This is a genomic window from Paraglaciecola sp. (assembly GCF_039942875.1).
Lineage (GTDB): Bacteria > Pseudomonadota > Gammaproteobacteria > Enterobacterales > Alteromonadaceae > Paraglaciecola.
In genome coordinates, this window is sequence record NZ_JBDVBQ010000024.1 from 1 (window position 1) to 21,135 (window position 21,135).

A 21,135-nucleotide genomic window follows, 5' to 3' on the forward strand; every position below is an offset into this window, starting at 1 on the left:
ATGGTATTCAATATTTCTAGTGTTCATTAGAAATAAAAAAGCCACCAGTAGGTGGCTTAATTCATACTTCGGACGTTATATCTAGTAATTTGCATTACCTGGGGTTCTCGGGAAGGCGATGACGTCCCTTACGTTTTGCATACCTGTAACATAAGCCACTAAACGCTCAAAACCTAACCCAAATCCTGAGTGAGGGACGGTGCCATAACGGCGTAAGTCTCGGTACCAAGAATAATCTTCTTGGTTTAGGTTCATTTCAGCTAACCGTCTGTCGAAAACATCTAAGCGCTCTTCTCGTTGCGAGCCGCCTATTATCTCTCCAATTCCTGGTGCTAATACATCCATGGCTGCAACTGTTTTACCATCATCATTAATACGCATGTAAAAGGCTTTAATGTCTTTTGGATAATTTTGCATGATGATAGGAGCGCCAACATGTTCTTCTGCCAAGTAACGCTCATGCTCTGAGGATAAATCTACGCCCCAGCTAACGGGGAACTCGAATTTTTTACCACAGTTTTGCAATATTTCGATAGCATCTGTGTAATCCATACGCACAAAGTCTTGGGCTATTACTTTCTCTAGACGACTAATGGCGTCTTTGTTGATACGTTGTGCAAAAAAGGCCATGTCGTCTGGACGTTCGGCTAGCACAGCTTTGAATACATATTTGAGTAAGTCTTCGGAAAGTTGCGCAATATCTGCTAAGTCGGCAAAAGCGACTTCTGGTTCAATCATCCAAAACTCAGCCAAATGTCGGCTTGTATTTGAGTTTTCAGCTCTAAAGGTGGGTCCAAACGTATAAATTTTAGACATGGCTGTTGCATAGGTTTCACCATTTAATTGGCCTGAAACCGTTAAAAAGGTTTCTTTTCCAAAGAAATCTTGGCTGTAATCTACTTCGCCTTTGTCTGTAGTAGGCGTGTTTAACATATCTAGAGTAGACACTCTGAACATCTCGCCAGCGCCTTCGGTATCACTGGCTGTTAAAATAGGGGTGCTTATCCAGCAGTAGCCCTGTTCATAGAAAAAACGATGAATGGCTTGTGATAAACAGTTTCTAACGCGAGTGACGGCACCGCCTACATTGGTTCTTGCTCTAAGGTGGGCGTGTTCTCTAAGGTATTCCATGCTGTGGCGTTTGGGTGCCATAGGGAATGTATCTGGATTTTCAACCCAGCCTACTATTTCAACGCTTTGGGCTTCAATCTCTAACGACTGACCTTGGCCTTGAGACTCTTTTAGAGTGCCAGTAACTATCAATGAACAGCTGGTTGTGAGCTTCTGGATATCTGTATAATTTTCAAGGGAGTTGAGAGCAATCACTTGGATGGGATCAAAGCAGCTGCCATCGTGCACTGCAATAAAAGATAAACCTGCTTTGGAATCTCGGCGAGTACGTACCCAGCCCTTTATTGTAACCTGTTCACCTATTGAATATTTACCGGCAAAAATCTCTGCCACCGGGGCGTGCGCCATCTATATCTCTCCACTTTAATGGGATTTAAGGTCTTTAGACCTGTAATCAAATTTAAACGTCAAATTACCTTGTTATAGTAATTTTTGGGGTATCTAAACCTTGCTAAAACTGTTTACAGATAAACAATTAAAGAAGATAAAAAACTATTGAAATTGTTTTGCTAGCCGAAAACATAGGCGATGTTACTATAAGACTCGACTAACGTTTCATTGGCTATTATTGCAAGGTGTGTAATCTTACGCAGCTAGCGCTTAGACTCAAGAAAAATCGATTTAAAAACACTATTTTGAGAACTTATTTATTGTATGAAGCAAAATCAACCATTACATAGTCGTACCCCAAATAGACGGAGAACTCGTAGAGAGAATGATCTGTTTTTTAGATGCATGGTTTTTGTGAATGTACTAGGCTGGTTTGCATTTATAGGTGCCTTGTTGGTTTTTCATAATGCCAGACCCGAATTCGTATCGGGTGTTCAAGCTTTTTGGGGATTGGAAGGACGACAAGAGTGGTCACAGACTCTAAGTATCTACCTTGTGGCGCTATTAGCTTTATGTGTGGTGATAAGTGTCGCTGTTTTAATCATGAAACGGTTTCGTAACCGACGTGAAAAAGATCATTTTGGGATCAATGGATATGTTTTATTGATAACGGCAATATCTAGTCTGATTATTTTATATTTTGAGTTTAATCCCTGATGTTTTCTGTAATGGTCACTTGGTGTTTTGAAGAGTGAGTCATTAGTTACTTGAAAATATGTTAGTTTTTTCGGAGTGATTTTTAATTACCCTTGCCTTAATTAAGAGGTTTTATGCCGCACTGTATTGTTGAATATTCAAAAAATATTGAAAAAGAATTAAGCCCTGAATCTTTGATTAAATGTATCCATCAAGGAGCTGTAGACTCAGAGTTATTTGAAGAAGCGTCTATTAAAACCAGAGCGATAGCATTTGAGTATTATCAAACAGGGGCAGGCGATATGCCTTTTATCCATGTCAATGTTAAAATTTTACAAGGCAGAAACCATCAACAAAAGAAAATGTTATCTGAGATGATGTTAAATTCTTTGACTAAAATAGCCAGGTCTCCAGTTTCTCTCACTGTTGAAGTGGTCGATATAGAAAAAGTGAGTTACAGAAAAACAATTTTGTAATTGTTTACTTAACTTAATGACTGCGCTTTGGTGTTAATTAACTTGACTAAGATTGATAGTCCCTCATTAAACTTTGTCTCTGGCATACTTGCAAAACCAATTCGTAAATAGTGGTTACGGTTACTTTGAGGAACCGTGTGATACTGTTTTTCGTGTTGAATATAAATCCCTTTATGCCTAGCTAGGGCTGCGAGCTTAGAGGTATTTATTGATGTACTCTTGAGTTTTATCCATAAGGCCATTCCGCCGTCTGGGCATATAAAATCAAATAAATTATATTGTTCTAGGCATTTTATAGCGTTTTCTCTACGTGCCATGTAGATGCGAGTTATACGTTTTAGGTGACGTTCAAATCCCCCTTCTTCCATCCATTTTGCTAGTGCCAATTGCATAAGTGCATTGCCTTTATGAGAGATTATCATACGATACTCGGCAACCGCTTTGGCTAGGGTTTTATTCACTGCTAATATGCCAATTCTCGCGCCTGGAAACATAATTTTAGAAAAGGTTGATAGGTAAATAACTAATTGCTGTGGATCATTTGAAGCCATTGGTGCTAGCGGTTGACAGCGATAATGGAACTCATGATCGTAATCGTCTTCTACAATAGGAATACTATACTTTGCCGCTAATTGGTAAACAGCCATTCTACGAGCAATCGGTAATGTCACGGTTGTCGGGTATTGGTGTAATGGCGTTAGGTAAATAAGTTTAATGCTTCCACTTTGTATTTTTTGCTCCAAGTCTTCAGGAATTATTCCCATCTGATCTTGCTTTATGGCGACTAAATCGGCACCTGCATTATTAAAAACAGCCATAGCTGGCGGATAACCTAGAGCCTCTACTGCCACTTGATCTCCCATCTGTAACAATAACTGCGCAATTATGAAAAGAGCTTCTTGTGAGCCATTAGTAATGATGACTTCTCGGTTTGTTATGGCTCTAGATTTACGAAGGTAATTTTCAATTTGTTGCCTTAATTCTGGTACTCCCATTATTTCACCATAGCTCAGTTGCTCAAGGTTAGGTCTTGTGAGAGTTGCAGACATATGTTGTTTAAATTCGTTGAATGGAAACTTAAATAAATCGGGCTGCCCACCTGAAAAATTATACTCATATTGAGTCGCTGGTGGATAATCGATAGAGGGGCCTGACCTGACTAACCTATATTTAAATTTAGGTTGTTTAGCGTCACTTTCTAATGGCTTTTGACTACCTTCAATGGGGATGTTTCCCCCCACTTTATAACCGACTCGTTGTTTTGACTCTACCCAGCCTTCGGCAATCAATTCTGCAAAAGCTTTCATTATAGTGTGTCGGTTTACATGTAAGTCATCACTGAAGGATTTAACAGAAGGTAAAGTATCTCCGGGTAACAAGTTACCTTTTCTAATATTTTGTTTAACAGACTCTGCTAACTGCAGGTATTTGGGAGTGCCGTTATCGACTAAACTAAATATCTTCATTGGTCTATTTAATTTGTTTTTATTGGTTGTTTACCATAGACCAGTTAGGGGCGATAGTAAATCACCTTTACTTAACTCTTGAGATTAATTGATGTTTACCATTGTTCCTACATTACAAGATGAATATGTAGCTTTAGAGCCCATGACAGTGAAACATATCGCCCCCTTATATAAGACTGGACAAGCTTCTTCTATCTGGGAGTGGACAAGTCATCACTATTGTAGAACTGAGCAGGCAACAAAAAACTGGGTAGAGAAGTGTTTATCAAACAAGCAACTCGGCGTACAAATTCCATTTGTGGTTATAGATAAGTGCCAAAACCAAGTGGTGGGCTCGAGTAGCTTTTTGAACATCGTTAAAGAGCATAAAGCCATCGAGATTGGGTATACCTTTTTAAATCCTAGCGTACAGAAAAGTCACGTCAACCGCAGCTGTAAGTTACTCATGTTAACCTATGCCTTTGAGGTTTTTGAGATGAATAGAGTCGCCTTCCAAACGCACCAAAAAAACCAACAATCTAGGACAGCTATTTTGGGAGTCGGCGCTAAATTTGAAGGCATACTCAGGTGCGCGCGTATTCAACAAGATGGTAGTCATCGTAATAGTGCGATTTACAGTATTATTAAATCAGACTGGCCTGCAGTTAAAGCCGATTTACACGCTAAGTTGACTTTTGCACATAATAAAAGGAATAAAAATGTTTGTTCCTAAGTCATTTGCAATGGGTAATCTAGCTACAATACAACAATTTATTGATGAATTTGGCTTTGGTATTTTAGTTTCGGATGATGCTAGTTGTGTGACTGGAAGCAGGTTACAGGCGAGTCATTTACCATTTTTATTAAAGTCTGATGAAGGTGAAATGGGGTGCCTTTATAGCCATTGCGCTAGAGCTAATCCTCAATGGAAAGTTTTTGATAAAGCCAATGTTTTAATTACTTTTAGCGGCCCCCATAGTTATATTTCACCAAGTTGGTATCAGGCGCGACCAGCTGTTCCAACCTGGAATTATGCAGCGGTGCATGTATACGGTTGTGTCGAGTTAACTTCTGGAAAACAGAGTGCTAAGGCGATCACCGCTCTGGTTCAAAAATACGAACCTGGTTTACTAGATAACCAAGAGGTCATCCCTGAACATTTTGTTGATAAACTACTAGCTGGGATTGTTGGCATTAAAATTAAGATACAAAAAGTTGAAGGTGTGCAAAAATTAGGGCAACAGCGAAATATATCAGACCAACTTGGGGTGTTTAATGGGTTATCAGGGGCTGATCGCTTTGATAGTCTTGCTCTGGCAAATTATATGAGTAAGTCTAATCTTGGGGTTGGAAATATAAAGTAGAAATGGCGTTAGGAGCGACTATGGATATTAAGTTTCGTAAGTTAATTGAGTTAGGAGCAGGGAAGTTTGAACACCTTGATAGTGATTTAATTACTCATCTTGAAAGTACTCGATGCCTACTGAAAGAATGGAATGCTGATTTGGCCCTACAACAAGCTGGTTTTTATTATGCCGCTTATTTAGAAAATGAACTTAATAACAGTCAAATAGAGACTGATTTGAGAACTAGCGTAAAAGAAATTGTAGGTAGTGAGGTAGAAAACATTATTTATTATTTTAGTATTTGGGATAAGACGCATTCTTTTAAGCAGCAATTGGCTACCGGTGACTTTGTTTTTTATAATAAAAATAGTGGCAAAGCGGAATCAATACCCCATTTCGCTTTGTGTCAACTTTGTGAGCTATTTGTGGCAATTGAGCTTGATAGCGTCTTTGAAGGGGCAAATTATGCATCTATAGATAAAAGCCTTGCGAATGATTTCCTTTTTACATTACAGCCATTTTTAAGTGTCCCTGCTAACCGAAAACTTAAGCTAGCTAAGTCTTATTAAGGTATTGCAATATACATGGTCGGTGTCTTTAGATTCAGTGCCTTGAATTAATAATAATAGAAAACGAAATTGTATATAGCGTTCCAGTTACTTAAAGGTACAATTTCTGTTTATGTTTAAAGAAGTAGTGGCACACATATAAGGCTTTGCTGTATTTTATATTAAATGATTAAAGGTGAGTGTGCTTTCCTATAATTTATCCTGTAAATAATGATACATTAAGCTGTCATTATCTGATTCAACTTATCACCATAATTAAAAAAGCTTCATCAAAATAAGGTTCTAGTATGCATTGGTATTCAATTCTCCCTCCTTTAATAGCTATCGTTATCGTTTTTTGGCGTAAAGAGGTCATTTTGGCGCTGGTTATGGCTATTCTAAGTGCTGAATGGCTATTGGCTTTTCAAAATGGCTCTGAGGTCTTGTTTTCGGGGTCAATTGCGTCAATCGAAAGAGTCATCGAAATTGTTACCTCTGGAGGCAATAGCCGAATTCTACTGTTTAGCTTGTTGATTGGTGCCCTGTTAGCTTACATGCGTAATTCAGGCGGGGTAACCGCCACAGTAGAGTTATTGATTAATAAAGGCGTTGCAAAGAGTAAAAGACAAGTTGGTTTGTTAACTATGTTTACGGGCATAGTGGTTTTTATTGAATCAAACTTAAGTGTTCTAGCTTCGGGGATTTTAGCCCGTGGGTTGTTTGACAAGTTTAAGATGAGTCGAGCCAGACTTGCTTATGTGATTGATAGTACCAGTGCACCTATTTGTATTTTAATTTTGTTAAATGGGTGGGGGGCTTTCATTCTTGGTTTATTGAGTAATTATGAAATGGAGCAAAGTGCGGTATCAGTATTATGGGGAACCATCCCGTTTAACTTCTACGCAATTATTGCTCTGGTAATCGTGCTGTATACAATTTTGGCTGACAAAGTACATGGCCCTCTTAAAGAAGCAGATAAAGAATTAGTTCAATTAGAAGGTGAGCAAGGCCAAATTACTGGGACTAAAGCCCGGTTTATGCTGTTACCTCTATTAAGTATGATACTAGGAATGATTGGTTTTATGCTTTGGACTGGGGATGGCGTTTTGGCCAATGGTAGTGGCAGCAAATCAGTACTTTATGCCACAGTGTTTGCTTGTTTTGTTGCGTATATTTTATTGTTAACCTCTAAGCAAAACACCCACAAAGAGTTAGTTGATACAGGCTTCAAAGGTATGGGGGAGATTTTACCTTTAGTTACTATCGTCTTATTTTCACTGACATTAGGTGCAAGTTTAAAAGAGTTGGGAACTGGGGTATTTGTAGCCGGGTTAGTGGGTGATTATTTGCCCCTTAGTTTAGTGGTTCCTGTGTTATTTTTAGCAGGCGCTGTTATGTCTTTTACTACGGGGACATCTTGGGGAACCTTCGCAATTCTTATTCCTATTGGTGTACCTCTTATTGAAACATTAGGGTTGCCTCCCTCATTTGTTATTGCCGCTATATTAGGAGGTGGGGTATTTGGTGATCACTGTTCGCCAATATCTGATACCACAGCTGTATCATCCATTGCTTCTGGTTGTGATTTATTGACCCATGTCAGAACGCAAATGCCTTATGCCCTATTTGGTGGAGCATTGACCTTCATCGGGTATTTTGTTGTCAGTTTGATTATTATTTAAAACCTGCTGGGTTTTGGCCACAAGCTAAGGTTTACGGCTTACCAACAAAGACACGAGTTATTTTAGATTAAAGTAAATAGGCTAATGCAGTTTCGAATGCCTTTGAGTTTAATTTTATAGCTTAGGTAGTTGTCAACTCTTTAAGGTTTACCCAACAACTGTTAACTAAGAATCAAACTAGGCTCCGTAGGGGCCTGATTCTCATTTGATTCGCGAACTGTAAGAGATAGGGTATAATACCAGACATAGAAGGTGTCGGTTTTATGCAGGTTATTTGTAACGTAAACCAAAAAATACTGCAGTCCCGAGATAAATGGCCTTATTGGAGCACTGCTCTTTTAGCTAAGAGTAATAAAGTGATGAACTATTAGCTGTTGGTTAATAACGTATTTTTATTGGTCTGTTTTTCAATTTAGGTAAAGCAAGCAGAACATTTTTGTTCTATTTATAATCGTATATATATGAGGTTACTTTGATCCGATTTGCAAAGATCATAATTTGGGGTTTGCTTTCAATGCAATTGCCATTCAGTGTGTTCGCTGATGATCTTGACGATTTTATAAAAGAGGTGCATGTCTCCACATTTGATTGCCCATCTGATAGCTCTATTACTAGAGTTGATAATTATTTAAAGGACATCAATATCTCTAATGAACAAGCCATTAAATTGAAAGTTCATAAAGCTCACTGGTTAATTTGTGTAGGCAATAGTGATGCAGCACAACGATTAATTGCTAGTTTGTTAGCTAATAAGAGTTTAAGTGAGTCTTCTGAAAGTTATGCCAGTATTCATTATCAGCTAGGGTTTATTTTTGATGTAAATGATGACCCTAGAAAGTGTGAGTATTATCAAAAATCTAAGCAATTATCTAAAGATAAGTTTAGCGATATTTACCTTAGCTCCCAATTAGGCTTAATAACGGAATGTGGAAAAGACAAGCAAGACTTTGGTGTTAAATTAGGCTTACTTTTCTCCTTACTTGAATCCTATTCCAAGCAAGATGATAGAAAAGCGTTGGCACATATTCACAATAATATTGGTTTACTATATAGCTCAATTGGGCAGCGAGTCTTAGCTGCAGAAGAGTACGAGAAAAGTTATCGCTTAGGTCTGTCTGTTTATGAAGAAAAAAATCAACTCGCTCCTCTCATAAGTATTATCTCAGCTTTAACGGGAAGTGGTGATTTTGATAATGCAAAGCGAATGATAGATGAGCTCGGAGAAGGCAATCTGAAAGTGAATACACCATTGACTAATAGTTGGTATCACTTTGCTTTAAGTCGTCATTATTATGTGACTGAAAATTATATAGAAATGAAAAAAAGCTTAAGAACTTGGCAAGCGTTTTTAACTCAAATTTCTAATAAAGAGATGGCTAAGCTATATGAATGGTATGCCACTGCATTATGCCTAAATGAAGCTGATAAAGAATGTGTCAAGGCATTTTTAGATAAACAACAAGACTCAAAAACCGCCATGTCTGGGAGGTTTACAAAACAGGAAAGGTATTTGAGTTTTTTAGTGAAAGCTCATTTATTTATGGGGAATTTAGAAGCTGCTGGGGATAGTTTTGATAAATACGTCGATATAACAGTAGAAAAAATGCAACAACAGCAAGCTTCGGGAAGGGTGTTAGGGGTTGCTAATTTACACAATAAAATTACTGGTCTTGAAACGAATATTGAAGAGTTTGAAAGAAAACGCTGGCAGGCCGTTTTTATTCTTCTGGGGATTACTTTGTGTTTCGCGTTACTGGTATATTGGACTGTAGGTAGAGCTTATTTAAGAAGGTTAGGCTCGGATCCAGCTACTGGCCTTTTGAACGAACAAGCTGTTTTATCTAAAATTCGGAAAATAAAGTCAACAAATAGTGAGCGAGTAAATGCGCTAGCATTGATTAATGTTAATAATTTATGTGATATACAAAGTCAATACGGCTCTACTGAGTCAGATCTTTTGATTACGCAATTGGCTAGCTGTTTAAAACACGCTACTAGAGATTTGGATATCGTAGGTAGAGTGAGTACAGATCAATTTATTGTGTGTATTCAAGATATTCAAGAGTCAATTGCAAAAGATTCCTTTAATCGGATTGAAAGCGAATTGTCAAAAATTGCCGTTGTTACTAAAAATCGTCACGATATAGAGCCCAATATAGTGATGCATATCTATAATGCCAATACCGGGTTGTCAGACGTTGATGAGGTGATATCAGAAATTAGAGAAAGCCGTAACAAAGCGATGTAAAGTGCTTAAAATATTGGATAAATGAGTGAAGCTGTTACTTCCCCTTAAATTTTATGATGCCTCAGGACGAATATTACCTTCGCTAGGTCTATATCTGTGTTTGTTATATTTAAGTCGTAGCTTTTTAATATTTATTGCTTCTTTATCGGGTCGTGGCAGCGGAGATACTCTATTACGAATTTTTTTTCCTGAAACTAACTTTCTTTATATAAGCCTTGCCATTGGTGTACCTGCTTTGGCGGTGCTTGTTATTGTAGGTTTTAGAGAAAAGATTTGGGTCAACAATAAAACTTGGCTGTTTGGGTTTATTAGACCTTGTATGACTATCTCAATATTAGGGGATTTAAGCTTCAATCTGATGTTAGCAAAATTCAATCATTGGCAATTTTCTTGGGCTATATCATTAACTACCTTAGTTAGTTTATTGTGTTTATATTTTTTACTGAAAGATATGCATATTAGATTGATGTTGGCTGATTGGAGAAAAGGGTAAAAACTAATTTACAACATCAATCTAAAACTCCTAAATTACTGCAAGTTATTAGCTACGGCCTCATCAAAGTAATTTTTAATACTTATGCTACTGTCATTGACTAAACGTTGGTAACACACCCCTGCAAATGCGTAGCTGCTGCCTGCATAACTAAGGACGACGTAAGGTGCATCTGGGTTAGACTCATCATAGGTCCAATCTCCACCAATTTTTTCTTTAAATATTTCCCCAACATAGGCCCCATAAATATTGCAAATGGTGAAAACCGCATTTTCTTCCAAAGCTTGGTCTTTATAGCGGCCTAACCATGCTAAAATAACATCATCAACTAAATTAATACTCTCTTCTGAAAAGTCTAAGGTAAGCTTAAATTCTTCTTGGGTCGTCGTTACCGCATTTTGAGCACTATCTAACATTAACTTGGCAAGCTCGGCTGATGTCATTTGCATAATATTTGTCCATTAAATTTATTGTATTCGTTATTGTGTGGTTTATTCGCCAATTTGTCGATGGTAAATAATGAGTGGTATTGTTTAGCCTTACTTATGTATTAGCCTTAGACTTTTTATCAATTAATTTTTCTATCAACCTCGCTGTTGCAACAAACCCAAAAGTAGCGGTGACCACCACTGCAGCACCAAAGCCATTATTACAGTCTAATTTAACACTGCCATCATTGAGGTTTTTTTGTTTACACACATTACCATCGGGTTGGGGGTAATGAAGTTGTTCTTTAGAGTACACGCAGTCAATAGCAAACCGGCGTTTGGGGTTAGTTGAAAAGTTATAGAACCGTCTTAATTCAGAGCGTAATTTTGCTGCCAGCGGATCTTGAATTGTTTTACTTAAGTCAGTTACGGCAATTTGTGTAGGGTCTATCTGCCCCCCAGCCGCACCTATGGTGATAATTGGGATTTTGTTACGTTTACAAAACGCAATCATTGCAGCTTTAGCTTTTATACTATCAGTCGCATCGACGACATAATCATAGTTTGCGGTAATCAATTCAGAAACGTTTTCGGGCGTCACAAAATCTTCGATAGTATTAACTTGGCAAAGAGGGTTTATTAGCTTAATGCGCTCCGCCATGACATCAACTTTCGCTGAGCCAACCGTATTTGTCTCTGCATGAATTTGTCTATTAGTATTGGTAACACAGATATCGTCCAAATCTATCAAAGTTATTTTACCTATGGCTGTTCTGGCAAGTGATTCTGCCACCCATGAGCCTACACCGCCGACGCCAACTACGCACACATGGGCATGGTGTAAAATATTAGTACCATCGACGCCATATACTCGCTGAGTGCCACCAAATCGATTGGGGTCAAACGCTTGATTGTTAACAAGTTGTTTTGAATTTTGCATAAATACTCTTTTATTCTTAACGCTTAGATATTCTATCAGTGCAGTAGTGAAAATTGTTAACGTTAATTTGTCAGTTCTTTATTGAATATGTAGGTAAGCTTTAATACTATTGGTGTTTACTGAATTAGCAGCCACTTCTTGTCTGTCAATATTGGATTAATCAAAAGGAAAGTTAAATGAAACCTGTTGTTTTAGCTGGCGGTAGTGGAAGTCGTTTATGGCCAAAATCAAGAGCTGCATTACCTAAGCAATTTTTGCGATTAACAAGTGACTTAACTATGTTGCAAGATACCATTGAAAGGTTATCTGGTAGTGATGCTGAGCAGCCAATTGTTATTTGTAATGATGCCCACCGATTTTTAGTGGCTGAGCAATTACGTCAACAAGACATCGCACATGGTGGAATTTTATTAGAGCCAATGGGGCGCAACACTGCACCTGCTATTGCATTAGCGGCGTTGCATGCATTCAAAAATGATGAAGATCCAGTTTTATTGATTTTAGCTGCTGACCATTTAATAAATGATGCGCCAGAGTTTCATAGGGCAATTAAACAGGCTGAGTTACTTGCAAACCAAGGTAAGTTAGTGACGTTTGGAATAGTGCCTGATTCTGCTCATACTGGATATGGCTACATAAAGAGAGGAGCGGATGTAGAAGCGGTTGAGGTTGGCTTTGATGTTGCAAGTTTTGTAGAAAAGCCTGGCTTGGCTACCGCGCAACAGTATGTTGATTCTGGTGAGTATTATTGGAATAGTGGCATGTTTATGTTCAAAGCAAGTCGTTATTTAGAAGAGCTTGAGAAGTATGCTCCTGAAATGTTATCTATATGCAAAAAAGCCATTGCCACAGAAGCTCCTGATCTAGAATTTGTCCGTGTAGATGCTGATGTATTTGCAGATTGTCCTGATGACTCAATTGATTATGCGGTAATGGAAAAAACAGACTCTGCTTGTGTAGTGCCGCTAGATGCAGGTTGGAGTGATGTGGGTAGTTGGTCCTCTTTATGGGAAACGGCTAAAGAAAAAGATGAAAACAATAATGTCGTTATCGGTGATGCTATCTTAGACGGCGTGAGTAATAGCTATGTTAATTCTGAACAACGCCTTATTTCTGTAGTGGGTTTAGAAGATGTTGTTGTTGTTGAAACTAAAGATGCTGTGCTCGTATCTCATAAAGATAAAGTTCAAGATATTAAGAATGTAGTTAATAAACTTAAAGCTGAAAGTCGACCAGAATGGCAATTCCATCGTGAAGTATTTAGGCCATGGGGAAGTTATGATTCAATCGATAACGGAGAGCGTTTCCAAGTTAAACGTATTACCGTTAAGCCTGGCGAGAAATTATCAGTGCAGATGCATCATCACAGAGCTGAGCATTGGATTGTGGTATCTGGTACCGCTAAAGTGACAAATGGTGATGAAACCTTATTACTATCAGAGAATCAATCTACTTATATTCCTGTAGGCGTGGTTCATGCTTTAGAAAACCCCGGGCGTATCCCTTTAGAGTTAATTGAAGTGCAATCAGGAACTTATTTAGGTGAAGATGACATAGTGCGTTTTTCTGACCGCTATGGGCGCGTAGCAGCTAAGTAAACTTTAAAAAATAAAGGGAAAGTATGAAAATTACCTGTTTTAAAGCCTATGATATTCGTGGGAAATTGGTTGAACAGCTTGATGAAAATGTAGCTTATAGAATTGGCAGGGCTTTTGCTGAGCAAATGAAAGCTAAGACTGTAGTGGTAGGTGGAGATGTTCGATTAACCTCTGAGCCTTTAAAGTTAGCTTTATCTGCGGGTTTGATTGATGGTGGTGCCATTGTCACCGATTTAGGAATGACAGGTACAGAAGAGATTTATTTTGCTACTAAACACTTAGGTATGGATGGTGGTATTGAAGTCACAGCCAGTCATAATCCGATTGATTACAACGGTATGAAGTTAGTAAAAACTGACTCTAAACCGGTTAGTGGTGATACCGGATTATTTGCAATTCGTGATTTAGCTGAGACCTACGACAACGAAGAAGTACTCGCTAGGTTAGGCTTTTATGCGAATGCAATGGTCTCAGAAAAAGCATTTATATCTGGGGAAAGCTCGGTTGAAATTGATAAGTTAAAAGCTTCAAATCAATACAAAGTTATTAGCAATATGGCTGCATATGTTGAACATATCCTGTCTTACGTTGACTTAAACAATATAACGCCTCTTAAATTGGTTGTTAATGCCGGTAACGGTGCTGCTGGTGATGCATTAGATGCTATTCAAAGTGCATTAGATAATGCGAATGTACCCATTGAATTTATAAAAGTTCATCATACTCCTGATGGTTCATTTCCTAATGGTATTCCCAATCCACTTTTGCCTGAAAGTCGTGCAGATACCGCAAATGCTGTTAAAGATAGCGGTGCTGATATGGGGATTGCTTGGGATGGAGACTTCGATCGTTGTTTCTTGTTTGATGAAACAGGCGAGTTCGTTGAAGGTTATTATATAGTTGGCTTACTAGCGAAGGCCTTTTTAGATAAAGACCCTGGGTCTAAAATTATTTATGACCCTAGAGTCTATTGGAATACGGAAGATATAGTGACCTCAGCTGGCGGTGTGCCGATTAAGAGTAAAACAGGTCATGCCTTTATTAAAGAGCGGATGCGAGCTGATGACGCTGTTTATGGTGGAGAAATGAGTGCTCATCACTACTTCAGAGATTTTGCTTATTGTGACTCTGGCATGATCCCATGGTTGTTAGTGGCAGAGTTGTTATGTACCACTAAAAAGCCTTTGTCACAGCTAGTAAAAGAGCGTATTGCTGCGTTCCCATCTTCTGGTGAGATTAATAGTACGTTGGCTGATCCAGATGCATCTATCAAGTCAGTGTTAGATAAATATGAATCACAGGCTACAGTTATAGATTATACCGATGGTATTGGGTTGGAGTTTGGTACATGGCGCTTTAATTTACGTAAGTCTAATACCGAGCCAGTGGTTAGATTAAATGTTGAATCTAAAGGCGACATAGCTTTAATGGAACAGAAAACAGCAGAGTTATTAGCATTGCTAAAGTAGTTCGCTAATGAGGGAATAAAAAAAGCCCAGTCATTTTTTAATGATTGGGCTTTTTTTATTGTTTGTAGCAACAGTACTCTAAAGAGCTCTTATTTAACTTCTTCGCCTGCTGCTTGTTTATCGGCATGATAACTTGAGCGAACCATAGGACCACATGCTGCGTGGGTAAAGCCTAAGTCTTTTGCTATAGCGTCTAACTCGTTAAACTCATCAGGGTGCACATAACGCTTTAAAGGGAAGTGGTGTTTACTAGGCTGTAAATATTGACCCAGAGTTAACATCTCAACATTGTGGGAGCGTAAGTCTTTTAAAACTTCAGCTATTTCGTGTTTATCTTCTCCCATTCCCATCATTAACCCGGATTTAGTTGGAATGTCTGGGTGTTGCTCTTTAAATTTTTTGAGTAGGTCTAATGACCACTGATAATTAGCGCCAGGTCGACACTCACGATAAAGGCGAGGAATGGTTTCGAGGTTATGGTTGAATACGTCAGGTGGACCTTTCTTTAAAATCTCTAAAGCTCTATCCATACGGCCTCTAAAATCTGGTACAAGTACTTCAATTTTAGTTGCTGGGCTATGCTCACGAATAGCGCTAATACAATCCACAAAATGTTGCGCACCGCCATCCCGCAAGTCATCCCGGTCTACAGAGGTGATAACTACATATTTTAGTTTCATTTCAGCTATGGTGGTGGCTAACTTAATTGGCTCTTCTGCGCTTGGAGGCAAAGGTTTACCATGAGCTACATCACAAAATGGACAGCGCCTAGTACATATATCACCTAAAATCATAAAGGTGGCAGTACCATGGTTAAAACATTCAGCTAAGTTTGGACAACTTGCTTCTTCACAAACTGAATGCAATTTGTTTTTACGTAAGGTTTTTTTGATATGGTCAATTTTATCTGTACTACTGGGTAGACGAATTTTGATCCAATCGGGTTTACGCAACATTTCAGCCTTTTCGGTCGGCATGATAGTAATTGGAATGTGTTTTACTTTTTCGTCGTCCCGAAGTTTTACTCCGGCAACTGGGCGAGCATTAGTCATCAAAACCTTCTCTAAATGTTTTTTTATTTATACCTAATAATGAACATAAATGATTTGTTATCTTAGCTCCAGCCTCATTCAGTGAGGTTGGTCCATTTAATGTGGCGCAATCTATCATTTCTAGTCCTGCATAGCCGCAAGGATTGATACGTTTAAATGGACTTAAATCCATATTTACATTCAACGCTAAACCATGAAACGAGCAGCCCTTACGGATACGCAATCCAATGGAGCATATTTTTTTATGGTCTACGTAAACACCTGGAGCATCTGTTTTGGGGTAGGCTGATATCTTATATTCTTTAAGAGTCTCAACTACACATTCCTCAAGAGCGGTCACTAAATGTCTGACCCCTAATTTATTACGCTTCATGTTAATGAGTACGTACAGCATTTGCTGTCCCGGACCGTGGTAAGTAACCTGCCCACCTCGATCAACTTGTACTACAGGTATATCTCCGGGCAACAACAGGTGTTCTTCTTTACCAGCTTGACCTTGAGTGAATACAGGATCATGTTCTACTAACCAAATTTCGTCAGCACTATTAGCATCTCTATTGTTAGTGAAATCCTGCATGGCCTGCCAAATAGGCATGTAAGGTTGTCGGCCTAACTGCCTGACTATCAAGCTACTTTTAATTACCTCACTCATTTCAATTGACTTTCTAATCGCAATTTATAAAACAACTCGAACTAATTCTATTTTAGCGAGCTCTTTGTATAAAGTTTCCATATGGTCTTTGCTAGTGACTCTCACACTAAGTGATATCGAGTGATAGTTTCCCTTGGAACTAGGTTTCACAGTTGGGTTGTAATCTCCAGGAGCATGCTGTTGAACGCAAGCTATAACATGTTCTGGGAGCTGCGGATCGGCTAGCCCCATAATCTTAAAGGTTTGCTGGCATGGAAAATCAAGTAATTGATCAAATTTAGTATCCATTATTCTAGACCTACTTTTAACTTTACAAAATCAATCATACGGTCGATAAAGCCACCTTCATTCACTTCTTGAAGTGCGACTAAAGGGTATTCCGCAATATCTTCACCTTCTATTTGTAGGTAAAGAGTCCCAACCACTTCCCCCTTAGCTAAAGGAGCCTGCAGATTTTTTTCCAATTTAAAATTTGCTTCTAAATTTTTACTTTGGCCACGGGGAATATTAATAGGTGTGTCTTCTAAAATTCCTAAGTCAACGGTTTCTTTATCGCCCATATAAATTCTATGGGATACAAAACTATCACCAGCTTTATACGGCGTTATGGTTTCAAAAAAGCGGAACCCATATTTAAGTAATTTTTTGTTCTCAATCTTACGAGCGCGCTCACTTTCAGTACCCATAACCACAGATATTAACCGCATATCCCCTTGAGTCGCTGATGTAATTAAACTATAACCTGCATCAGAGGTGTGGCCCGTTTTAATACCGTCAACATTTAAGCTTTTGTCCCACAATAACCCATTACGGTTATATTGCTTAATATCGTTATAGGTAAATTCTTTTTCTGCGTAAAGGGCGTACTCTTCGGGAACATCACGTATGAGCGCAGCAGATAGTAAAGCCATATCTCTTGGGGTAGTGTAATGGTCCGCATCGTGTAATCCATGACTATTGACAAAGTGGGTAGAGTTCATACCTAATTTTTGGGCATGCATATTCATCATAGTTGCGAAGGCGCTTTCACTGCCGGCGATATGTTCAGCCATAGCGACACATGCGTCGTTCCCTGACTGAATAATAATGCCACGATTTAGATCTGCCACTGATACTTGTTTACCTACTTCTATAAACATTTTTGACGAATCTGGAAAATTTTTGGCCCAAGCGTTTTCAGAAATAGTCACTAAATCCGTTTCACTAATATTACCATTGGCAAGTTCTTGACCAATTACGTAACTGGTCATCATTTTAGTTAAGCTGGCTGGTGGAATTTGAATGTCAGCGTTTTGTTCTGCAATGATGTTATTGGTTTGAAAGTCCATTAACACAAAGCCTTTAGAGGCTACACTTGGAGCTGGAGGGATTACCACTGCGGCGGAAGAAGGGAATATACATAAACATATTGCCATGCCACTTAGAAGAGAATTGAAATAAGTTTTTAGGTTACGCATTAAACTACCATTTTTTGATTGAATTTCTAAAATATATGTCGTCTTCTAAGAGAAAATGACAGCTAAAATTTGTGCTGCAATATAGCACTTTTGGTGGATAATTACTGCTTATCAAATAACAATTTAGCAATAAAATCTGAATTTATCAGTCATAAACTTTATAGGCACTAGGGTAGCCATTGGATTTTAAATGGCTTAGTAAATCAATGGCATCTGCTTCATCGGCCAATGGGCCAATCCTGAGCTTATAAACATTGTTCTCGAGTACGCTTTTGAATGGTCGCTGATACAAGGTTTGCAGAGCGCTACCAATCTTACTAATTTGTGTTTTATTTTGCAGTGCGAGCACTTGAATATAAATATCCTTTGTTATGACAACTGTTTCTGTAGAAAGATTCCCTATAGCTTGGGCTCCAATAGTTTTTTGGCCGTTTTTACCAATATGAATCACATCAATTTTTACATCACTTACACCCGTTTTTAGCATATCTAGCTTTAACGCTGTGGCATACGATAAGTCAATCAGTCGACTGCTATGAAAAGGCCCTCTGTCGTTTACCCTAACAATTGCTTGTTTACCATTTGCTAAGTTAGTAATCCGTACAAAAGAGGGGAGAGGCAAGGTTTTATGGGCGGCTGACATTTTAAACATGTCGTATACTTCACCGTTTGCCGTTAAGTGACCATGAAATTTTTGTCCATACCAACTAGCTTTTCCTGTAGCGCTATATCCTTTACCAGTCGACATTGGCCGGTAATTCACACCACGTATCGTATAGGGTTTTAAATTAGCTGCTGCATATGGTTCATATTTGGGTTCGACATCTATGGTGGGGATATGTTTAGGGATCACTTTTGGAGGCGTGTCATGACTTTGATGGTATCGCCCGTTTTGGGCGCATCCAACGAGACTTAATAAAATGATTAATGGCAGAAAAAATTTTAAGATGTTCATAATTAAATTGATTTTAAATTATTGAAATATAGTTAGAGATACATCTCTTGTTTTAGTTGCTCACTAAATTGGTACACAGCCATAGCGTATAAAGGGCTGTGATTATATCGAGTAATTACGTAAAAATTTCTAAGCCCGACCCAGTATTCTTTACTCTCTGGTTGTTTGAAGTCAAACAGTTTTACGGAAGTCTCTGGGGTTAACGTATTATCTATTGCTATGTTCGCGTTTTGAAGTTGTTGCCATTGATGCTCATATTTTAAGGACTTCTTTAAAAATGGTGTATAGTCATTGCCTGTTATATTCGCCTTATAGGCAATGTCTTGACCTTGTCTCCAACCATGTTTTTTAAAGTAATTAGCGACACTTCCAATTGCGTCTACCGGGTTATTTAATAGATCCCGTGTACCGTCATTATCAAAATCGACAGCATAGTGGCGGTAACTAGATGATATGAATTGTCCCCAACCCATAGCACCGGCATATGAACCTTTAATTTCAGTTAAATCAAAATTTTCTTCTTTAGCAAGAATGAAGAACTGCTCTAATTCACTTCGAAAAAATTTACTTCTTGGTGGGTAGTGAAATCCTAATGTGACTAAGGCGTCTAGTACTGGGTAATTTCCTTTATAAGTTCCGTAAAAAGTCTCTACACCAATTATCGCCACAATTATTTGTGCCGGAACACCAGTTTCTAGTTCTGCTCGCTCCAATGTGTCTTTATATGCTTTCCAAAACTCTACACCCTTGGCCAGGCGTTTTTCAGTCAGAAAAATTGGGTAATATTGATGCCAAGGCTTAGCTTCCCATGGTTTGGCGATGGACGAGAGTATCTTTTCATTTTTTACGGCTTTAGCTAGTGAAGCTTCAACAGTCGCGCGCTTAAAATTATGTTTTTCCACCATTTTATTTATGAATTCTTGCTGCAAGGTTTCTGGTGATGAAAGGGCATGGAAGCTTATGAAGAGACTAATCAATAATAAATATACTATATTTTTCATGGTGTTCCTTGCAAACAAAGCCTTATTGCAAAGCAATAAAGTAAAATAGAAGTGCTTATCAAACCTAACTTAAACTCTAGACATAATACGTTTCTGGGTACTGATTGCCATTAAAATTCCAAAACCAGCTAGTAGCGTTACCATTGATGTTCCACCATAACTGATTAATGGTAACGGGACTCCTACTACCGGTAATATTCCAGATACCATTCCCATATTCACGAATACATAAACAAAAAAAGTGAGGGTAATACTGCCCGCTAAAATTTTACAAAATGCATCTTGAGCGCGTATCGCAATCAGCATGCCTCGAATTACAATAAATGCATAAATAGCAAGTAAACCGACCACCCCCCAAAAGCCAAACTCTTCGCTGAATACTGCAAAAATAAAGTCAGTATGACGCTCAGGTAAAAACTCTAATTGAGATTGTGTGCCCTGTAGCCAACCTTTGCCTTGTGCGCCACCAGAGCCAATAGCTATCTGAGATTGAATAATATGATATCCAGACCCTAAAGGATCGCTCTCGGGATTCAAAAAGGTTAAAACTCTTTGTTTTTGGTAGTCTTTCATTAAGAAAAACCACATGATGGGTGTAAATGCTGATACAGCAACGGCTATAAATGAAATAAAACTCCAACTCATTCCAGCTAGAAATAATGCAAATACGCCTGAACTGGCAATGAGCAAAGATGTACCCAAATCAGGCTGGCGAGCAATAAGTAAGGTTGGTACAGCAACAAGCCCTAGACCAACTAATATTTGCCATAGCTTGGGGGGTAAATTAAAACGACTGATATACCAAGCCACCATCATAGGTAAGGCTAACTTCATAATTTCTGATGGTTGAAAACGTGTAACACCCAAGTCTAACCACCGCTGAGCGCCTTTACTTGAGACACCAATAACCAGCACCGCAATTAACATCGCTATACCGGCTATGTAAAAGTAAATGGATAACTTTTGATAAGCTAAAGGTGGTATTTGCGCCACAACTAACATGACTGTTAAGGCTATTCCTAAACGAATTACTTGCCTTTGTATAAGGGCTATATCCTGTCCGCCTGCCGAGTAAATGGTAATTAATCCAACTGCCATGAGTAATAACAAGCCAGATAGTAAAACTCCGTCACAGTGAATTCTAGTTAAGAATGATGGCTGATTAGTTTCCAGTTTAGTTCTCAGCAT

At 38.4% G+C, this 21,135-nt stretch carries 21 protein-coding genes; 10 read left to right on the plus strand and 11 right to left on the minus strand.

Translation table 11 applies throughout. The features are described from left to right. Window positions 1-81: 81 nt before the first annotated feature. Entirely contained in the window at window positions 82-1,479 is a 1,398-nt protein-coding gene (asnS, locus tag ABJE44_RS06445) for an asparagine--tRNA ligase (RefSeq protein WP_348112246.1), read from the minus strand. A 306-nt stretch (window positions 1,480-1,785) separates the two neighbouring features. On the opposite strand from asnS, the gene ABJE44_RS06450 reads away from it, so the two are divergent. Then, on the plus strand, window positions 1,786-2,178 hold the full coding sequence (locus ABJE44_RS06450) for a hypothetical protein (RefSeq protein WP_348112247.1): 393 nt from the start codon (window positions 1,786-1,788) through the stop codon (window positions 2,176-2,178). 113 nt (window positions 2,179-2,291) lie between these two features. Next, window positions 2,292-2,633 carry a 5-carboxymethyl-2-hydroxymuconate Delta-isomerase gene (locus ABJE44_RS06455; RefSeq protein WP_348112248.1) on the plus strand — a complete coding sequence of 114 codons (342 nt, stop codon included), beginning with the start codon at window positions 2,292-2,294 and terminating at the stop codon, window positions 2,631-2,633. An 8-nt stretch (window positions 2,634-2,641) separates the two neighbouring features. Here the strand turns inward: ABJE44_RS06455 and ABJE44_RS06460 are convergent, their stop codons facing one another. Next, window positions 2,642-4,099, minus strand: a complete 1,458-nt coding sequence (locus tag ABJE44_RS06460; protein WP_348112250.1) for a PLP-dependent aminotransferase family protein — start codon at window positions 4,097-4,099, stop codon at window positions 2,642-2,644. A gap of 91 nt (window positions 4,100-4,190) precedes the next feature. Here ABJE44_RS06460 and ABJE44_RS06465 point away from each other — a divergent pair, with 91 nt between their 5' ends. From ABJE44_RS06465 to ABJE44_RS06490, 6 genes are all read left to right on the plus strand, one after another. Continuing rightward, window positions 4,191-4,811, plus strand: a complete 621-nt coding sequence (locus tag ABJE44_RS06465) for a GNAT family protein (protein WP_348112251.1) — start codon at window positions 4,191-4,193, stop codon at window positions 4,809-4,811. Continuing rightward, the gene (locus ABJE44_RS06470; protein WP_348112253.1) at window positions 4,798-5,442 is read left to right on the plus strand and encodes an FMN-binding negative transcriptional regulator; all 645 of its coding nucleotides are present in this window, start codon (window positions 4,798-4,800) and stop codon (window positions 5,440-5,442) included. The genes ABJE44_RS06465 and ABJE44_RS06470 overlap by 14 nt, the downstream gene beginning before the upstream one ends. 20 nt (window positions 5,443-5,462) lie before the next feature. Further along, on the plus strand, window positions 5,463-5,993 hold the full coding sequence (locus ABJE44_RS06475; RefSeq protein WP_348112254.1) for a DUF6817 domain-containing protein: 531 nt from the start codon (window positions 5,463-5,465) through the stop codon (window positions 5,991-5,993). Between the two features lie 287 nt (window positions 5,994-6,280). After that, entirely contained in the window at window positions 6,281-7,654 is a 1,374-nt protein-coding gene (locus ABJE44_RS06480; protein ID WP_348112255.1) for a Na+/H+ antiporter NhaC family protein, read from the plus strand. A gap of 514 nt (window positions 7,655-8,168) precedes the next feature. Then, complete coding sequence (locus ABJE44_RS06485; protein WP_348112256.1) at window positions 8,169-9,902, plus strand: GGDEF domain-containing protein; 1,734 nt, start codon at window positions 8,169-8,171, stop codon at window positions 9,900-9,902. Between the two features lie 25 nt (window positions 9,903-9,927). Then, on the plus strand, window positions 9,928-10,395 hold the full coding sequence (locus tag ABJE44_RS06490) for a DUF2919 family protein (RefSeq protein ID WP_348112257.1): 468 nt from the start codon (window positions 9,928-9,930) through the stop codon (window positions 10,393-10,395). A gap of 35 nt (window positions 10,396-10,430) precedes the next feature. Here ABJE44_RS06490 and ABJE44_RS06495 read toward each other — a convergent pair whose 3' ends face one another. Together ABJE44_RS06495 and tcdA are read right to left on the minus strand one after the other, a co-directional pair. Beyond that, on the minus strand, window positions 10,431-10,844 hold the full coding sequence (locus tag ABJE44_RS06495) for a hypothetical protein (protein WP_348112258.1): 414 nt from the start codon (window positions 10,842-10,844) through the stop codon (window positions 10,431-10,433). Between the two features lie 94 nt (window positions 10,845-10,938). Continuing rightward, window positions 10,939-11,763: a tRNA cyclic N6-threonylcarbamoyladenosine(37) synthase TcdA gene (gene tcdA, locus ABJE44_RS06500; RefSeq protein ID WP_348112259.1), complete on the minus strand. Its 825-nt coding sequence runs from the start codon at window positions 11,761-11,763 to the stop codon at window positions 10,939-10,941. A 176-nt stretch (window positions 11,764-11,939) separates the two neighbouring features. Here tcdA and ABJE44_RS06505 point away from each other — a divergent pair, with 176 nt between their 5' ends. Both ABJE44_RS06505 and ABJE44_RS06510 read left to right on the plus strand, forming a co-directional pair. Beyond that, window positions 11,940-13,361, plus strand: coding sequence for a mannose-1-phosphate guanylyltransferase/mannose-6-phosphate isomerase (locus tag ABJE44_RS06505; RefSeq protein ID WP_348112260.1), 1,422 nt, complete (start codon window positions 11,940-11,942; stop codon window positions 13,359-13,361). A gap of 23 nt (window positions 13,362-13,384) precedes the next feature. Next, the gene (locus ABJE44_RS06510) at window positions 13,385-14,830 is read left to right on the plus strand and encodes a phosphomannomutase CpsG (RefSeq protein ID WP_348112261.1); all 1,446 of its coding nucleotides are present in this window, start codon (window positions 13,385-13,387) and stop codon (window positions 14,828-14,830) included. 89 nt (window positions 14,831-14,919) lie between these two features. Here the strand turns inward: ABJE44_RS06510 and lipA are convergent, their stop codons facing one another. The 7 genes from lipA to rodA form a co-directional block, all read right to left on the minus strand. After that, the gene (gene lipA, locus ABJE44_RS06515) at window positions 14,920-15,882 is read right to left on the minus strand and encodes a lipoyl synthase (protein ID WP_348112262.1); all 963 of its coding nucleotides are present in this window, start codon (window positions 15,880-15,882) and stop codon (window positions 14,920-14,922) included. Then, complete coding sequence (gene lipB / locus ABJE44_RS06520) at window positions 15,875-16,534, minus strand: lipoyl(octanoyl) transferase LipB (protein ID WP_348112263.1); 660 nt, start codon at window positions 16,532-16,534, stop codon at window positions 15,875-15,877. The genes lipA and lipB overlap by 8 nt, the downstream gene beginning before the upstream one ends. A gap of 24 nt (window positions 16,535-16,558) precedes the next feature. Beyond that, on the minus strand, window positions 16,559-16,822 hold the full coding sequence (gene ybeD, locus ABJE44_RS06525; protein WP_348112264.1) for a DUF493 family protein YbeD: 264 nt from the start codon (window positions 16,820-16,822) through the stop codon (window positions 16,559-16,561). Next, complete coding sequence (locus ABJE44_RS06530; RefSeq protein WP_133470896.1) at window positions 16,822-17,991, minus strand: serine hydrolase; 1,170 nt, start codon at window positions 17,989-17,991, stop codon at window positions 16,822-16,824. Before ABJE44_RS06530 ends, ybeD begins: the two co-directional genes overlap by 1 nt. A gap of 145 nt (window positions 17,992-18,136) precedes the next feature. Then, complete coding sequence (locus ABJE44_RS06535; protein ID WP_348112265.1) at window positions 18,137-18,946, minus strand: septal ring lytic transglycosylase RlpA family protein; 810 nt, start codon at window positions 18,944-18,946, stop codon at window positions 18,137-18,139. 32 nt (window positions 18,947-18,978) lie between these two features. Then, the gene (mltB, locus tag ABJE44_RS06540; protein ID WP_348112266.1) at window positions 18,979-19,947 is read right to left on the minus strand and encodes a lytic murein transglycosylase B; all 969 of its coding nucleotides are present in this window, start codon (window positions 19,945-19,947) and stop codon (window positions 18,979-18,981) included. Window positions 19,948-20,016: 69 nt separating this feature from the next. Further along, entirely contained in the window at window positions 20,017-21,135 is a 1,119-nt protein-coding gene (rodA, locus tag ABJE44_RS06545) for a rod shape-determining protein RodA (protein WP_348112267.1), read from the minus strand.

Coding starts and splice junctions, on each gene's coding strand:
- asnS (WP_348112246.1), bottom strand. CDS start 1,479: ATGGCGCACGCCCCGGTGGCAGAGATTTTTGCCGGTAAATATTCAATA.
- ABJE44_RS06450 (WP_348112247.1), top strand. CDS start 1,786: ATGAAGCAAAATCAACCATTACATAGTCGTACCCCAAATAGACGGAGA.
- ABJE44_RS06455 (WP_348112248.1), top strand. CDS start 2,292: ATGCCGCACTGTATTGTTGAATATTCAAAAAATATTGAAAAAGAATTA.
- ABJE44_RS06460 (WP_348112250.1), bottom strand. CDS start 4,099: ATGAAGATATTTAGTTTAGTCGATAACGGCACTCCCAAATACCTGCAG.
- ABJE44_RS06465 (WP_348112251.1), top strand. CDS start 4,191: ATGTTTACCATTGTTCCTACATTACAAGATGAATATGTAGCTTTAGAG.
- ABJE44_RS06470 (WP_348112253.1), top strand. CDS start 4,798: ATGTTTGTTCCTAAGTCATTTGCAATGGGTAATCTAGCTACAATACAA.
- ABJE44_RS06475 (WP_348112254.1), top strand. CDS start 5,463: ATGGATATTAAGTTTCGTAAGTTAATTGAGTTAGGAGCAGGGAAGTTT.
- ABJE44_RS06480 (WP_348112255.1), top strand. CDS start 6,281: ATGCATTGGTATTCAATTCTCCCTCCTTTAATAGCTATCGTTATCGTT.
- ABJE44_RS06485 (WP_348112256.1), top strand. CDS start 8,169: ATGCAATTGCCATTCAGTGTGTTCGCTGATGATCTTGACGATTTTATA.
- ABJE44_RS06495 (WP_348112258.1), bottom strand. CDS start 10,844: ATGCAAATGACATCAGCCGAGCTTGCCAAGTTAATGTTAGATAGTGCT.
- tcdA (WP_348112259.1), bottom strand. CDS start 11,763: ATGCAAAATTCAAAACAACTTGTTAACAATCAAGCGTTTGACCCCAAT.
- ABJE44_RS06505 (WP_348112260.1), top strand. CDS start 11,940: ATGAAACCTGTTGTTTTAGCTGGCGGTAGTGGAAGTCGTTTATGGCCA.
- ABJE44_RS06510 (WP_348112261.1), top strand. CDS start 13,385: ATGAAAATTACCTGTTTTAAAGCCTATGATATTCGTGGGAAATTGGTT.
- lipA (WP_348112262.1), bottom strand. CDS start 15,882: ATGACTAATGCTCGCCCAGTTGCCGGAGTAAAACTTCGGGACGACGAA.
- lipB (WP_348112263.1), bottom strand. CDS start 16,534: ATGAGTGAGGTAATTAAAAGTAGCTTGATAGTCAGGCAGTTAGGCCGA.
- ybeD (WP_348112264.1), bottom strand. CDS start 16,822: ATGGATACTAAATTTGATCAATTACTTGATTTTCCATGCCAGCAAACC.
- ABJE44_RS06530 (WP_133470896.1), bottom strand. CDS start 17,991: ATGCGTAACCTAAAAACTTATTTCAATTCTCTTCTAAGTGGCATGGCA.
- ABJE44_RS06535 (WP_348112265.1), bottom strand. CDS start 18,946: ATGAACATCTTAAAATTTTTTCTGCCATTAATCATTTTATTAAGTCTC.
- mltB (WP_348112266.1), bottom strand. CDS start 19,947: ATGAAAAATATAGTATATTTATTATTGATTAGTCTCTTCATAAGCTTC.
- rodA (WP_348112267.1), bottom strand. CDS start 21,135: ATGCTGAGAACTAAACTGGAAACTAATCAGCCATCATTCTTAACTAGA.